13 protein-coding genes are annotated in these 14,018 nt (G+C 61.9%); 7 read left to right on the forward strand and 6 right to left on the reverse strand.

The genetic code is table 11. The features are described from left to right. Positions 1-600 precede the first annotated feature (600 nt). From V6F91_RS23235 to V6F91_RS23255, 5 genes are all read right to left on the reverse strand, one after another. A complete protein-coding gene (locus V6F91_RS23235) occupies positions 601-2,838 on the reverse strand; it encodes an ATP-binding protein (RefSeq protein ID WP_332768543.1) in 2,238 nt (745 codons plus the stop codon). Further along, entirely contained in the window at positions 2,835-3,449 is a 615-nt protein-coding gene (locus V6F91_RS23240) for a biliverdin-producing heme oxygenase (RefSeq protein WP_332768545.1), read from the reverse strand. The genes V6F91_RS23235 and V6F91_RS23240 overlap by 4 nt, the downstream gene beginning before the upstream one ends. A 181-nt stretch (positions 3,450-3,630) precedes the next feature. Beyond that, on the reverse strand, positions 3,631-5,268 hold the full coding sequence (mqo, locus tag V6F91_RS23245; protein ID WP_332768926.1) for a malate dehydrogenase (quinone): 1,638 nt from the start codon (positions 5,266-5,268) through the stop codon (positions 3,631-3,633). Positions 5,269-5,316: 48 nt separating this feature from the next. Then, positions 5,317-5,595: a hypothetical protein gene (locus V6F91_RS23250; RefSeq protein WP_332768547.1), complete on the reverse strand. Its 279-nt coding sequence runs from the start codon at positions 5,593-5,595 to the stop codon at positions 5,317-5,319. A 105-nt stretch (positions 5,596-5,700) separates the two neighbouring features. Next, positions 5,701-6,114, reverse strand: a complete 414-nt coding sequence (locus V6F91_RS23255) for a VOC family protein (protein ID WP_332768549.1) — start codon at positions 6,112-6,114, stop codon at positions 5,701-5,703. Positions 6,115-6,223: 109 nt separating this feature from the next. Here V6F91_RS23255 and V6F91_RS23260 point away from each other — a divergent pair, with 109 nt between their 5' ends. The 3 genes from V6F91_RS23260 to V6F91_RS23270 all read left to right on the forward strand — a co-directional run bounded on the left by V6F91_RS23260 (position 6,224) and on the right by V6F91_RS23270 (position 8,918). Beyond that, positions 6,224-7,306, forward strand: coding sequence for a methylated-DNA--[protein]-cysteine S-methyltransferase (locus V6F91_RS23260; protein WP_332768551.1), 1,083 nt, complete (start codon positions 6,224-6,226; stop codon positions 7,304-7,306). 70 nt (positions 7,307-7,376) lie between these two features. Continuing rightward, complete coding sequence (locus tag V6F91_RS23265) at positions 7,377-8,006, forward strand: DNA-3-methyladenine glycosylase (RefSeq protein WP_332768553.1); 630 nt, start codon at positions 7,377-7,379, stop codon at positions 8,004-8,006. 390 nt (positions 8,007-8,396) lie between these two features. Then, a complete protein-coding gene (locus V6F91_RS23270) occupies positions 8,397-8,918 on the forward strand; it encodes a DoxX family protein (protein ID WP_332768555.1) in 522 nt (173 codons plus the stop codon). Positions 8,919-8,921: 3 nt separating this feature from the next. On the opposite strand, the gene V6F91_RS23275 is transcribed toward V6F91_RS23270, so the two are convergent. After that, complete coding sequence (locus V6F91_RS23275) at positions 8,922-10,538, reverse strand: L,D-transpeptidase family protein (protein ID WP_332768558.1); 1,617 nt, start codon at positions 10,536-10,538, stop codon at positions 8,922-8,924. A 150-nt stretch (positions 10,539-10,688) separates the two neighbouring features. Between V6F91_RS23275 and V6F91_RS23280 the strand changes: the two genes are divergently transcribed. The 4 genes from V6F91_RS23280 (at position 10,689) to V6F91_RS23295 (ending at position 14,010) form a co-directional block, all read left to right on the forward strand. Beyond that, positions 10,689-11,402 carry a murein L,D-transpeptidase catalytic domain family protein gene (locus V6F91_RS23280; protein ID WP_332768560.1) on the forward strand — a complete coding sequence of 238 codons (714 nt, stop codon included), beginning with the start codon at positions 10,689-10,691 and terminating at the stop codon, positions 11,400-11,402. 266 nt (positions 11,403-11,668) lie between these two features. Next, entirely contained in the window at positions 11,669-11,926 is a 258-nt protein-coding gene (locus tag V6F91_RS23285; RefSeq protein WP_258448819.1) for a DUF2790 domain-containing protein, read from the forward strand. Positions 11,927-11,935: 9 nt separating this feature from the next. Next, positions 11,936-12,607: a heavy metal response regulator transcription factor gene (locus V6F91_RS23290; RefSeq protein ID WP_332768563.1), complete on the forward strand. Its 672-nt coding sequence runs from the start codon at positions 11,936-11,938 to the stop codon at positions 12,605-12,607. Continuing rightward, on the forward strand, positions 12,604-14,010 hold the full coding sequence (locus V6F91_RS23295) for a heavy metal sensor histidine kinase (protein WP_332768566.1): 1,407 nt from the start codon (positions 12,604-12,606) through the stop codon (positions 14,008-14,010). Before V6F91_RS23290 ends, V6F91_RS23295 begins: the two co-directional genes overlap by 4 nt. Positions 14,011-14,018 lie beyond the last annotated feature (8 nt).

Raw genomic sequence — 14,018 nt, forward strand, 5'->3', positions numbered from 1 at the left:
CTCGCCTGCTTTTGATCTTGTTGTTGAATGATCAGCGGCAACGTTGAAGATCAAAAGCCCCTCACCCTAGCCCTCTCCCGGAGGGAGAGGGAACTGACCGTGGTAAATGCGAGAGATGTGCCAAACTGAAATACCGCGTCGTATACAGGTTTTGAACAGTCCACAAATCGGCTCCCTCTCCTTCGGGAGAGGGCTGGGGTGAGGGGCGCATCCAAAAACAAATCCCAAGCCATGCGACGCTTCTAACCACTCAACAATGAGCGCCAGCTCGAGTGCTCTTGATCTTGATCTTGCCTAACCAGCGACATCGGAAGGCTGAGTGGAGGGATCGATCCGGGCGTGGGAGCGCAGCGACCGTCTGGCGCAGCCAGACACAGCGGAAGGAGGTGCAGCGCAGCAAACCGTAGCCGCTGCGCCTGGATCGATCCCGGAGCGAAGGGACCCGAGCCTGCGAGGGCCGGACGTAGGAGCAAGCCTTTTTGGGTACTTTTTCGGCGTCTGGAAAAAGTGCCTCGCCGTAAGGGCGAAACCCTAAGCCGCCGTTACCGCAGCAACGGATATGTACCCAAAACCCAAAACCCAAAACCCAAAGATCAAAGATCAAGCCACCCGCGGCACCGTAAACCGAAACTCACTCCCCCGCCCCGGCTCACTCTCGGCAACGATCCGCCCGCCATGCGCCTCAACGATCCCCTGAGTGATATACAACCCCAGCCCCGTACCCGTCGGATTGCCCTCTTTCACCGTCCAGTACCGATCAAACACATGCGGCAGATGCTCCTTCGGAATGCCCTCACCGCTATCGCGCACAGTAAACACAATCTCGTCACCCACCGTCGTCGCATGCACACCCACAGTGCCCAGCCGCGGAGTGAACTTGATCGCATTGCCGACCAGATTCGACAGCACCTGAAACAACCGCTCAGGGTCGGCTTGAATCCGCAGATCAGGATCAGCCTCGAAGGAAATGCTGATGTCCTTGTCCTGCGCCAGCGGCGTCAGCAGCGACTGCGCCTCTTCGAAGATATGCCCGACTTCCAGCGGCTGCGGAGTAATGGTGTAGCGCCCGGCATCGATTTTCGAGGTGTCGAGCAAATCTTCCAGCAGCGTATTCATCCGCGCCGTGGCCTGCTGCATCGTGTCGATGGCTGTAGAAATGCGCCGCGAAGTATGCGCGCCGTCCGAGCTGAAGGCTTTCTGCATCATCCCGCAGAGCATCGAGATCACCGTCATCGGGTTACGCAGATCGTGGGACACCACCGCCACCAGCTCCTCACGGGCGCGCACGGCTTCCTGCTCGCGGCGCACCTGGCGAGCCAGGTCGTTTTCCAGCGCCGAGCGGCGCAGGTCGTTGGCGGCGAACAGGTCGCCATGGCTCCATTTGACTGAAATGCCGGCCATCTCGACTTTCCAGATCTCGAACGAGGTGCGCGGACGCAAGCGCAGGCCGGCGTCGGAGTTTTCCAGGTCCAGTGGTTTACGCGGGTCACCGCTCCAATTGATGTTTTCCTTGGCCTCGGGGCGGAACCACAGCACGCCGTTCTCCACCGGTTTGGGCAGGCTCAGCGCCAGCACCCCGCTGGCTACCTGCTGAAACTGCGCAGCCGGTGGGTAGACGCTGGACAGATGATGGCTGGCGTACACCGGCTCGCTGCGTTCCTGCAGCCATTTGTGCAACGCGCGGATGTCTTCCGGTTCCGGGCAGTTGCCGTAACGGTGCAATTGCTTGTCTTCAATGATCGCGATGCCGCCGGCGCCGGTCAGCGCCATCAGCGTCTCGGGCTGTTGCGCCAGGCCATCGAAAACGTTTTGCGGCGAATCGATCATCGCCTGATTGAGCTGCGCCAGCGCTTCGAGCTTTTCGTCGCGCTGACGGCTGAGTTCCAGCGCTTCCATCGCGCTGATCTGCAGCGACAGCACCTGACCGATGGTCTGGCAGGCCATGCGCAGTTCGTGAGGTACATGCAGCGGCTGGCGATTGCCGCAACTGATCAGGCCCCAGAGTCGGTCACCCTTGAGCAGGGAAATGCTCATCGACGACAGCACGCCCATGTTCTTCATGTACTGGCAATGAATCGGCGAGACGCTGCGCAGCGTGGCGAAGCTCAGGTCCAGCGGCTGCCGGGTGTCCGGGCGCAACTTCGGCACCAGTGGCACCGGCTGATAATCGGCATTGGGGATAATCCGCAGCCAGTTGGTGCGGTACAGCTCGCGGGCCTGCTCGGGAATGTCCGAGGCCGGGAAAAACAGGCCGTTGAACACTTCCATCGATGGATCGGAGGCCTCGGCGATGACCTGACCGTGGCCCTCCTCCTCGAACCGATAGATCAGCACCCGGTCGTAACCGGTCATCGCCTGGATTTCCTTGACGCTGATGTCGTACAGCGCCTGCAGCGACGTCGCCGCTTGCAGGCGTTGCAGCATGCGTCCGAGATGAGTCTTGACCCCAGCGACGTTGCGCGGCTGGAAGTTCTCGACGTGAATTTCCAGCTCCAGAATCAGCACGTCTTGATGGCGGTGCAGCAAACCCTCGAAGGCGGTGCCATTGAGGCGAAAGTACAACGGAGGCGCATCGGCATACACATCGCGTTGCAGCGCCTCAAGCACCTGCGCGCAGTGCTCCAGGCCAATCAGTTCGTGCAGCGGCTGACCGATCAATGGCTCTGGCGCGCGGCCGAGCAAGGTTTCGACGTTGGCGCTGACCTGAATGATCTGCAGCGCAGGCTCGCTCAGGGTCAGCAGCAGGCCGTGGGGCTGAATCGCCCCGGGAAACCGGATCGGCTCGTCGGCGCAGTTGGCCAGGAGTTCTTCGAAGGCTTGTTTGTCTTGCGGGGTCATGCCAGCACCTCCCGGTGCTCGAGCCACTGCTCGAAACAGCTGAATGTAGTTTGCGCAGCGCGGACGACGGCTGCACGTTCGGCAGCGTCCATGGGCCGGCTGCCGAGGTATTCGATGAAATCGCGCCAGCGGCGCCCGGTGGCCACGCCGTAGACATCGAGAAAGGCCGCGCCGTTGTCGGCTTCCAGGCCCAGTCGTGCAGCGATTTCGCGGCGCAGAATCTGCCCGCCGAGGGTCGCGCCTTCCAGTACATACAACACGCCGAGGCAGGCGGCGCTGGAATCGATGCGCGGCAACTCATCGCATAGCGGCAAGCTTGCCAGCGCTTCGGCCGTGGCGCCCAGCGTTTGCAGGTCGGCACGCAGGGTCGCAGCCTTGAGCCGTGGCGTCAGAGCGAAATCGTCGGGGATTGCATTGCTGTCTTGCAGGGCCTGTTCCACCGGCAGATAAAAGCCGTAATAGGCCTGCATCAGACGCTCAAAGGCCGGGATGTCGAGGGTGTCGGAGAAAAAAGGAAGGCGTTTTTCCAGTGCGATGTGCAGTTCGGCTGTGCCGGCCCGCAAATCCTGCAGCACCGGTGGCACATAAACCTCACGGGCCTTTGCTTGCATGTAGATCGCTCTTGGTGGGGCCGCCTGGGGCCATTCGGGGTCGGCATAACGTGCGACGAATTTATCACGGCGCGCGCCAAAACTGCCTGCCGGGCCAGTTTTTTCTGCCGCCCGGTTACCCTCTGACTGGTTCAGAGTGGCGCCGAACGGGAAAAGTTCGCCCGGCCACCTGCCCCACTGTTCAAGGCTTGAGATCGGGATCGCTGTCCAGGTGTGGCTGTTGCACCGCGTCGATGTGCGTCGGCGGGTTGCTCGGCTGCGCCTGATCGATGCCCGGTGGCGGCGTCAGTTGCAGCACTTCGCTGGTGTAGCGCCATTCCTCCATGACCTTGTCCGGGTGCTCGTTCAGGCGTGTGCCGTAGCTGGGCACGATCTGGCGCAGCTTGTCCTGCCACGGCGCCGACGCCAGTTTGTCCTTGAACACCTTCTGCATCAGATCAAGCATGATCGGCGCCGCCGTCGAGGCACCCGGCGAGGCGCCGAGCAACGCTGCAATGCTGCCGTCCCTGGACGCGACCACCTCGGTGCCGAGCTTGAGCACCCCGCCCTGCTGCTCGTCCTTCTTGATGATCTGCACGCGCTGGCCCGCTTGCCACAAGCGCCAGTCCTGCTTCTGCGCCTGTGGGAAATACGCTTTGAGCGCCTCGAAACGGTCATCGTCGGACTGCATCAACTGGCCGGCGAGGTATTGCACCAAGTCGAATTCGCGCACGCCGACCCGGACCATCGGCCAAAAGTTATGCAAAGTGGTACTGGCCGGCAGGTCGAAGTACGAGCCTTCCTTGAGGAATTTGGTCGAGAACGTCGCAAACGGCCCGAACAGAATCACCCGTTTGCCATCGAGCACGCGCGTGTCGAGGTGCGGCACCGACATCGGCGGTGCGCCGGTCGAGGCGATGCCATAGGCCTTGGCCATGTGCCGCTGGGCTATTTCGGTATTGTCAGTGACCAGAAACGAGCCGCCGACCGGGAACCCGGCGTAGTCCTTGGCCTCTTCGATGCCGGACTTCTGCAACAGCGGCAGTGCCGCACCGCCGGCACCGATAAACAGGAATCTGGCATCGGTGGCGGTGGTCGTGCCGTCCTTGAGGTTCTTGTATTCAACGTGCCACGAGCCGTCGTCGTTGCGGGTGATGTCGCGCACTTCCGAGGACAGCTGCAGCGAGAAGTTATCGCGCGATTGCAGATGGCTGACGAACTGCCGGGTGATCTCGCCAAAATTGACGTCGGTGCCGATCGGCGTCCAGGTCGCGGCGATTTTCTGCGCCGGGTCGCGCCCTTCCATCATCAGCGGTACCCATTGCTTGATCTGCTCAGGATCTTCGGAATATTGCATCGGACGGAACAGCGGGCTGGCCTGCAACGCCTCGTAGCGCTTTTTCAGGAAGCGGATGTTGTCATCGCCCCAGACGAAGCTCATGTGCGGCGTGGCATTGATGAACGAACGCGGATTTTTCAACACGCCGGTTTTCACCTGCCAGGCGAGAAACTGCCGGGTGATCTGGAACGCTTCGTTGATTTCGACGGCTTTGGTGATATCGATCTTGCCGTCCTTCTCCGGCGTGTAGTTCAGTTCGGCGAGCGCCGAGTGGCCGGTGCCGGCGTTGTTCCAGCCGTTGGAGCTTTCCTCCGCGACCTTGTCCAGGCGCTCGACCATTTCCATCGACCAGCCCGGTTCCAGCTCGCTGAGCCACACCGCCAGGGTCGAACTCATGATCCCGCCGCCCACCAGCAGCACATCGACGCGCTTGGTTTGCGCGGCATAGGCCTGAGCCATGCCGAGAGAAAAAGTCAGCGCAACCAGCGCACATTTGAGCATCGGCTTATTCATCGCAAACCTCCCGCGATCTGCTGTCGTTACGACGGTTCAATCGGCACTGTCGTTGCTTTGCAGGGCCGGGTCGCCGTTGGCCGGAATGCTGCTGTCGACGCCTTGCGTATCCTTGCCGGCCTTCTCTGCACCCGGATAGCCGGGCAAACCGCGGGTATCGGCGGGCGTCATCACCTCGTCGTTTTCACGCGCATGGTCCCAGTCGGTCGTGGCGTTAGGGTCTTCATCGCGCCCGGCAGTGCCGATAACAAAACCATCGTCGTTCGGGCTGAGGGTTTCTTCGAGCGGCTTGTCAGTGCTGGATGAATGGGTCATGGCTGCCTCCAGAAAAGTCGTGATCGGACTGGTTTGGAATGCCCAAGGCTTTTGGAGTGCGATGGAAAAGACCAACGGTGCCTGCGCTGGATGACCTGAGCTGAATCAGGCTTCGCTCGGCCCTTTGAGTTCGACCTGATTGCCGTCCGGGTCAAAACAATACAGCGACAGGCCATACCCCTCGGCGCCGAAGCGTCTGGCGGCTTTCTCCACAGTCAGGCCGCAGGCTTGCAAGTGAACGGTGAGCGCCGCTTCGTCGAACGGTTCGATGCGCAGACAGAAATGATCGACGTTGCGCCGCTCCGCCTCTGCTGCGCCGCCGCCCTTGCGGCCCAGCTCGCCTTGCAGGTCGACCAGATCGATCATCGAGGTGCCGGCGCGCAGGTGCACCAGGCCCAGCGGCTGATTGTGGCGAACCACTTCGGCGCCGAACACCTTGGCGTAAAAGTCGATGCTGCGTTGCAGGTCGGCGACGCGCAGCACGATGTGATCGATGCGCTGGAGGGTGAACGGTGGCATGGCGTTGATTCCTCACAAACGGTGATCGACTCATTGTGGTGCAGATCGGAAAAAATTCATTGTCGATTTTTCGGTGGAGTCATCGACAAAGCGGTTTTACTCTCAGCCCATGAACATACAGACCACTGCCCTGCCACCCCACGCCGAAATGGTTCGCGCCATGCTTGAACGCGACACTGCCTATGAGGGCGTGTTCTTCACGGCGGTAAAAACCACCGGGATCTTCTGCCGCCCCAGTTGCACCGCGCGCAAACCGAAACCGGAGAACGTCGAGTTTTTCGCCCATGCCGACGATTGCCTGTCGGCCGGCTATCGCGCCTGCCTGCGCTGCAAGCCGCTGGATGCCGCGGCCATCGCCCCGGACTGGGTGCAGCGCCTGCTCAGTGCTGTGGACGCCGACTCCGAGGTGCGCTGGAGCGATGCGCAATTGCTCGCCGAAGGCATCGAACCGCTGAAACTGCGCCGCTGGTTCAAGCAACACTTCGGCATGACCTTCCATGCCTGGCTGCGCACACGACGGCTGGGCATGGCGCTGGGCGGAATCAAGCAAGGCGCATCGATCGACCATGCGGCCTTCGATTCCGGCTATGAATCGCTCAGCGGTTTCCGTGATGCTTTCCAGAAGTCCTTCAACATCACCCCAGGCCGCGTTACCCAGAGCGAGCCGCTGCTGTTCACCCGGCTGACCACGCCACTGGGACCGATGATCGCCATGGCCGAGCGCCGCGGTCTGGTGCTGCTGGAGTTTCTCGACCGGCCGGCGCTGACCCGCGAAGTCGAGCAATTGCAGACGCGCTACGGTTACGCCGTCGCACCGGGACACAACGCGCATTTGCAGCAGATCGAAACGCAACTGGCGGAGTATTTTGCCGGGAGACTGAACGAGTTCAGCGTCGCCCTGCATTTACCCGGCAGCGCGTTTGATCGCCAGGTCTGGGCGGCGCTGCTGCAAATACCCTACGGCCACACCAGCACTTATGGCGCCATCGCCGCCGGGCTGGGCAAACCCGGCGCCAGCCGCGCCGTCGGCCTGGCCAACGGGCACAATCGCCTGTCGATCGTGGTGCCGTGTCACCGGGTGATCGGCGCGGATGGCGCGTTGACCGGCTATGGTGGTGGGCAGCCGCGTAAAGCCTTTCTGTTGCGCCTGGAAAACGCCGCCGCGCAGCTCACGCAACAACTCGCGTTCTGACCTTCTGTCCGATCACAAGGGGATTTCGATGAGCATGCTCGACACACCATTCAACGGCTTGCTGAAATAAGTGGCAGACACTGATCAAGCGGCCAGCGATTTTCTCGCTGCACTCGATGCTGACTGGCAGCGCCATATCGCTGCCATCGGCCCGTGCCTGCATCGCCCGCATCCGGCGCGCGATCCATATGAATCGCTGGTACGAGCGATCGCTTATCAGCAACTGCACGCCAAGGCCGGGGACGCGATTCTCGGGCGTATGCTGGGCTTGTTTGCCGGGCAGACGTTCCCACGGCCGGAGCAGCTTCTCGCCATCGACGTCGAGCGCTTGCGCGGCTGCGGGTTTTCCGCCAGCAAGATCGCGACGATTCAGGGCATCGCCCAGGCGACGCTGGATGGCGTGGTGCCGGATTACGCCACGGCGCTGGCGATGGACGATGAGGCTCTGATCGAACGACTGGTGAGTTTGCGCGGGGTCGGGCGCTGGACGGTAGAAATGTTGCTGATCTACAGCCTGGAGCGCATGGACATTCTGCCGGCTGATGACTTTGGGGTGCGTGAGGGTTATCGGCGGTTGAAGGGGCTGGAAGTGCAGCCGACGCGCAAGCAGATGGCTGAGATCGGGCTGAGCTGGAGGCCTTATCGGACGGTGGCGGCTTGGTATTTGTGGCGGGTGCCGAAATTGCTGCCCTCACCCTAACTCTCTCCCGGAGGGAGAGGGGACTGATTGGGGGATATTGGCGTAATGCGCCAATCAGAACGGTTAGCGCCGAGTGGATAATCGCCAAGCCATTCGCAGTCAAATCCATCATCGCCATAAATCGGCACGGTCATAATCGACTCGATTTCCCAGGTCGATGCACAGCGCAACACACCGCGGTCGGCCCCCTCTCCCTCCGGGAGAGGGCTGGGGTGAGGGTCAGGGCCGACGCGGTCTTAAATGACTAACCACCACGTGTATTCCACTGTATCCCGCCAGACGTTAGACACATCCACCCAACAATTCCCCACCCCAACGACACACCACCGATACACCCCGCCCTTCAAATGCACCGGTCGATTCCACTCTGAAAAACCACCGGAGCCCATCATGAGCAAAACCCTCTCCAACACCATCCAGCACCTGCACCTGCACCTGAATCTAGACCGCGCCGGCGCGTGGCTGGCGCCGTTGACCTTGCGCCTGTTCATCGCCTGGGAATTCTTCGAATCCGGGCTGGAAAAATTCAACGGGCAGAACTGGTTCGAGGACATTCAGGAGCGCTTCCCCTTCCCCTTCGACCGACTGCCGGCCACGCTGAACTGGGAGCTGTCGATGTGGGCGGAGCTGATCTGCGCTGTGGCGATCCTGATTGGTTTCGGCACGCGCTTTTCGGCGCTGGTATTGATGGTGGTGACCGTGGTTGCCACGGCCGCCGTGCATTGGCCCGCCGACTGGTCGTCGCTGAGCGAACTGGCGCAGGGGTATGCGATCACCAACAAAGGCTTTGGCAACTTCAAGCTGCCGGCGATTTACCTCGCCGCGTTGGCGCCGCTGCTGTTCGCCGGGGCCGGCAAGTTGAGTGTCGATGCCTGGCTGGCGCGCCTGTTGTGGAGGCGCGGCCAGCGCTGAGCCTCAATGCGCGCGGTCGAGGCCGGCCAGTAACGCGCTGTCGCGGCTGTAAATGTCCGGCGCATAGCGCACCTGGCCGTTGCCGTCGACTTGCGCGGTCCAGTAGGTCATCAGGATCGGCACCGGCGCCGACAAGCGAAATTCGTGGGTGGTGCCGGTCGCCAGCAGGGTTTCGGTGCGGGCCTTTTCCGCCGGGGTGAGCAGCAGGTCGCGCAGTTGCATCGGGTGTTCGACCCGCACGCAACCGGAGCTGAAGGCGCGGGGGCCCTTGTCGAACAGCGCCTTGCTCGGCGTGTCGTGCAGGTACACCGAAAAGGGGTTGGGAAAGCGGATGACCATTTGCCCCAACGGATTGCGCGGTCCGGCGTCCTGGCGCAGGAGGATGTTGCCGGGGTTTTCCCAGTCAATGTCCGCTGCCGCCAAAGGCAGACCGTTGGCGTCGAGCACTTGCAGGTTGTGGCGGCTGAGGAAGGTCTGGTCCTTGCGGATCTCCGGCAGTTTGTCTTCCTTCCAGATGGTCGGCGGCACGGTCCAGGTCGGGTTCAAGGTCAGGCGGGTTACGCGCGATTTCAGCAGCGGCGTCTGGCGATCAGCGCGACCGACCTGGGTGCGGGTCTGCCACACCGGCGCGCCGCCCTGATACAGCGTCAGTTCGGCGGCGGCGACGTTGATCAGCAGCGCGTTGGGTTCCATGTCCTGAGACATCCAGCGGAAGCGCTCGAGATTGACCCGCAACTGTTCGCGGCGCGTCAGCGGGCTGATGTTCAGTTCGGCAATCGTCCCCGGCCCTACCACACCGTCGGCCTGTAATGAATGGTTGACCTGAAAACTCTTCACCGCATCGACCAGTGCGCCTTCATAAGCAATACCCGACGTGCCGACGGCGCGGCTCAGATAGCCTTCGCTGTACAGCCGCTGAGCCAGTTCCGGTACGCGCTTGTCCTCCATCGCCGGGCGCAACAGCGGCCCGCTGCCGACCGGTTGCCATTGCGGCAAGGTTTGCAGGCGTTGCGCGGCGTAGAGCTGCCGCAGGTCCTGATATTGCGCCAGACGCGGCCGCGCCAGATCGAACGCTGCAGGTATGTTGTGCAGACCGGGAACGGCGATCGCCAATAATTCCGCCTGACGGTCACGCGGGGTGTCGTCGGCATGCCACAGCGGTTCGAAATGCGATTGCAGCAGGCGGCCGAAATGCAGATCCTGCAGCGCTTGCAGGTAATAGCGACTGATCTCGATATCGGCACATAACTCGCCGTCCTGGGGTGCCGTAGCTGCGACCGGGTAGCGTGCCGGATTGAGGCCATCGTCGACCAACAAGCGCAATTGCCCGCGCAATGCCGGCAAACGTGCCGATTCGCTGGCCCACACCGGCAGCCAGTCCTGCTGCTGATAGAACGCTTGCAACTGACTCAGCGCCGCGCCGTCGAGCCGCGTAGCAATCGCCGGGCAGGACTGGCGCAGATTGATCAATACCGCCTGTAACGGGCTTTGCGGTTCGACCGGTATTCCGGCCGCTGGCGTCGGCAGGGTTGGCAACGGCGGCAGCGCCTCCTCGGCACAAGCGACAAACGGCGCAGCGAGCAAACAAATGCTCAAGTAGCATGCGTACTTTTTGAACAACTGCTTTACTCCAATCCATGGCCGTCTCGATGACGGTCAACCTTACATCAGGTGCGCTGAACAGTCAGGCTTGATCATCGAGCCTGCAGGTATCGACTGGACGTCAGGACCGAAAGTGCCCCAAAAGCAGCAAGTGAGGACACTTCATCAATGTTGACGTTTTTGCGCCGACTTTTGCTGAGCACCGCGACCCTTGTCGCTATGACCAGCCCCGTATTTGCCGCCGGCAAGCTCTCGCCGGTTCTTTACACCAGCCTCGCGCACGCCGCGCCAGAACTCAATCCCCACGCGCTCAAAGGTGCCCTGAGCGCCATGCAGTGCGCGGTCAGCAACGGCGCAAAACCCTCGCGGCATCTGGCGATCATCGACTATTCGCAACCGTCCACCGAACGCCGCTTGTGGATCTTCGACCTGAGCAAAAAGAAGCTGGTGCTGCGCGACCTCGTCGCCCACGGTTCCAACTCCGGGGAAAACTTCGCCACCCAGTTCTCCAATCGCGAAGGCAGTTTCCAGTCCAGCCTCGGCCTGTTCCGCACTCAGGAAAGCTACAGCGGCACCCACGGCTACTCGTTGCGCATGGACGGTCTGGAGCCGGGCTTCAATGACATGGCGCGCGACCGGGCGATCGTCATACATGCCGCCGATTACGTAAACCCGCTGTGGAGCAAGCGCCAGGGTCGCATCGGCCGCAGCCAGGGCTGCCCGGCCGTTCGCCCGCAGATTGCCAGACAGGTGATCGATCGCCTGAAGAACGGCCAGTTCATGTTTTCCTGGTACCCCGATCAGCGCTGGCTGAAATCCTCGCCGTACCTCAACTGCCAGCCGCAGCAGATCGCCAGTGTTCTCAGTACCCACGCGAGCTGAATAAACACCTTCAGCACCAATCCCTGTGGGAGCGAGCCTGCTCGCGAATGCGCAGTGTCAGTCACTAGATATAGTGGCTGTGCCGACGTCTTCGCGAGCAGGCTCGCTCCCACGGGGGTCCGTATTTAGTCAGACAGACTGTCTTCTAACTCCCCGTTTCATTACAACTTTGTCATTCAGTTGTCGGTTTGCCGTGCGGATCGCTCGGTAGCCTGAAGTTGTTCCGGCGCCACTGCCGATCCACTTCAACCACTGAGTGACTGACCATGAAAACCCTCCTGATCGCCTTCACCGCCCTCCTCGCCACCGGCAGCGTGTTTGCCGCCAATATGCCCGACAGCGGCGTGATTCATGACAAAACCGGTTTCTACGTACACCTGGATATCGACAAAGTCCTGTCCAGCACCGATATTTCACAGGCCTGCGGAGTGATCCCGGCGCGCTTGAATTACCTCGACCACCAGGGCCGCGAACATGTGCTGGACTATCAGGTACAGGGCAGCGGCTGCACCAACGACCATTGAGACTGACTGATGAATATTCTGGTTGTCGAAGACGAACCCAAGGCCGGCAATTACTTGCTCAACGGTTTGCAGGAACTCGGTTACAGCGTCAGCCTCGCCCGCGACGGTGCCGATGGCCTGCACCTGGCGCTGGAGCACAGCTTCGACGTGATTGTGCTGGACGTGATGATGCCGAAAATGGATGGCTGGGAAGTGCTGCGCCGGCTGCGCAAGGAGGCCGATACGCCGGTGCTGTTCCTGACTGCCCGTGATGATATCGCTGACCGCGTCAAAGGCCTTGAACTCGGCGCCGACGATTACCTGATCAAGCCGTTTTCCTTCGCCGAACTGGTGGCGCGCCTGCGCACCCTGACCCGGCGCGGGCCGATCCATGAAGACGAACAGCTGCGAATCGCCGACCTGCAGATCGATGTGCTAAAACGCCGCGTCACTCGCGCCGGTACGCGCATCACCCTGACCAACAAGGAGTTCGCCCTGCTGCAACTGTTCGCCAGCCACACCGGCCAGGTACTTGCACGTTCGCTGATCGCCTCGCGGGTCTGGGACATGAATTTCGACAGCGACACCAACGTCGTCGACGTCGCCGTGCGGCGCTTGCGCGCGAAGATCGATGACCCGTTCCAGCTCAAGCTGATTCACAGCGTGCGCGGTATCGGCTATCGCTTCGATACCCAGCCATGAGCCGCCCTCGTGCGTATTCGCTGACCCTGCGCCTGGCGCTGGTGTTCGCCCTGCTCGCTTTCGCTGCGCTGGCCGGCCTCGGCGCCGCGCTGTACAACGAGCTGGAGCAGCAACTGATTCGCCGCGATGACACGGCGCTGGTCAGTCGCGTCGATCAATTGCGCAGTTTCCTCAACGACAGCAACACCCTGGAATTGATCAAGCACAAACCGGCGCTGTTTCAGAACATGCTCGGCAATCGCGAAGCGTTGTTGACCATCGGCGCGCCCGGCGAGCCGCCGCTGCTGGTGGTCAATCCGGGCAACCTCACCGCACCGGATTTGCCCGCCGTGCCGATCGACCACCCAATGACCCTGCGCGATGTGCAGCATCTGCCGAGCGTCAACGGCGTGCCGTTTTCGGCGGTGGCGGCGACCATTGATTCCGGCGATCTGGGCAATCTGCAAGTCACCACCGGGCGCCTGATGAGCGAGCGTACAGCGATGCTCGAAAGTTACCGTTTGAGCGTTTACGGCCTGGCCTCGCTGGCGGCGTTGCTGCTGGCACTGGTCGGTTGCCTGCTGGTGTATCGCGGCCTGCTGCCAGTGCGGCGCCTGGCCCGGCATGCCCACGGCATCGGCGTCGGCAACCTCAACGAACGCCTCGACAGCCACGGCGCGCCGCGCGAAATGCAGCCGATGATCGAAGCGTTCAATGCGATGCTCGACCGGCTCGCCACAGGTTTTGCGCAGTTGAGCCAGGTGTCCACCGACATGGCCCACGAGTTGCGCACGCCGATCAACAACCTGCTCGGTGAAACCCAGGTCGCCCTGCACCAGAACCGCAGTGTCGAGGCCTATCAGCAATTGCTCGCCTCCAATGTCGAAGAGCTGGAACGCCTGACGCGGATGCTCGACAACATGCTGTTTCTGGCCCGCACCGACCCGGTCAGTGCCTTGAGCCAACGCCAGGAGCTGGACGCGGCAGAGGAAATGCAGCGCATCGCCGATTACTTCGAGGGGCTGGCGGCGGATGTTGGCATGACCATCGAGGCCCGCGGCGACGGCGTGATCTGGGCCGAACCGATGCTGTTGCGCCGCGCCCTGGCCAACCTCTGCGCCAACGCGATCAAGTACGGCGCGGCGGATTCGACGCTGCTGGTCGAAGCCCTTGCCGAGGCGGATGGCAGTCATCTGCGGGTGCGCAACCAAGGCGCGACGATTGCGCCGGAGCATCTGGCGCGGCTGTTCGAGCGTTTCTATCGGGTTGACCAGTCGCGCGAGCGTTCGGCGCAATCCAACGGCTTGGGTCTGTCGATTGTGGCGACGATCATGCAACTGCATCAGGGGCGCTACAGCGCCAGCAGCGAGAACGGCGTGACCTGTTTCGAGCTGTTTTTTCCCGCTCGTCAACCGCTGGACTGACAGCCTAC

Origin of the sequence: Pseudomonas koreensis, assembly GCF_036668835.1 — a bacterium.
In the GTDB taxonomy this organism is placed as follows: domain Bacteria; phylum Pseudomonadota; class Gammaproteobacteria; order Pseudomonadales; family Pseudomonadaceae; genus Aquipseudomonas; species Aquipseudomonas koreensis_I.

Bases quoted from the DNA above. Each gene is read 5' to 3' on its own strand.
- mqo (WP_332768926.1), bottom strand. From the start codon at position 5,268: ATGCTCAAATGTGCGCTGGTTGCGCTGACTTTTTCTCTCGGCATGGCT.
- V6F91_RS23295 (WP_332768566.1), top strand. From the start codon at position 12,604: ATGAGCCGCCCTCGTGCGTATTCGCTGACCCTGCGCCTGGCGCTGGTG.
- V6F91_RS23260 (WP_332768551.1), top strand. From the start codon at position 6,224: ATGAACATACAGACCACTGCCCTGCCACCCCACGCCGAAATGGTTCGC.
- V6F91_RS23285 (WP_258448819.1), top strand. From the start codon at position 11,669: ATGAAAACCCTCCTGATCGCCTTCACCGCCCTCCTCGCCACCGGCAGC.
- V6F91_RS23270 (WP_332768555.1), top strand. From the start codon at position 8,397: ATGAGCAAAACCCTCTCCAACACCATCCAGCACCTGCACCTGCACCTG.
- V6F91_RS23290 (WP_332768563.1), top strand. From the start codon at position 11,936: ATGAATATTCTGGTTGTCGAAGACGAACCCAAGGCCGGCAATTACTTG.
- V6F91_RS23240 (WP_332768545.1), bottom strand. From the start codon at position 3,449: ATGCAAGCAAAGGCCCGTGAGGTTTATGTGCCACCGGTGCTGCAGGAT.
- V6F91_RS23250 (WP_332768547.1), bottom strand. From the start codon at position 5,595: ATGACCCATTCATCCAGCACTGACAAGCCGCTCGAAGAAACCCTCAGC.
- V6F91_RS23235 (WP_332768543.1), bottom strand. From the start codon at position 2,838: ATGACCCCGCAAGACAAACAAGCCTTCGAAGAACTCCTGGCCAACTGC.
- V6F91_RS23255 (WP_332768549.1), bottom strand. From the start codon at position 6,114: ATGCCACCGTTCACCCTCCAGCGCATCGATCACATCGTGCTGCGCGTC.
- V6F91_RS23280 (WP_332768560.1), top strand. From the start codon at position 10,689: ATGTTGACGTTTTTGCGCCGACTTTTGCTGAGCACCGCGACCCTTGTC.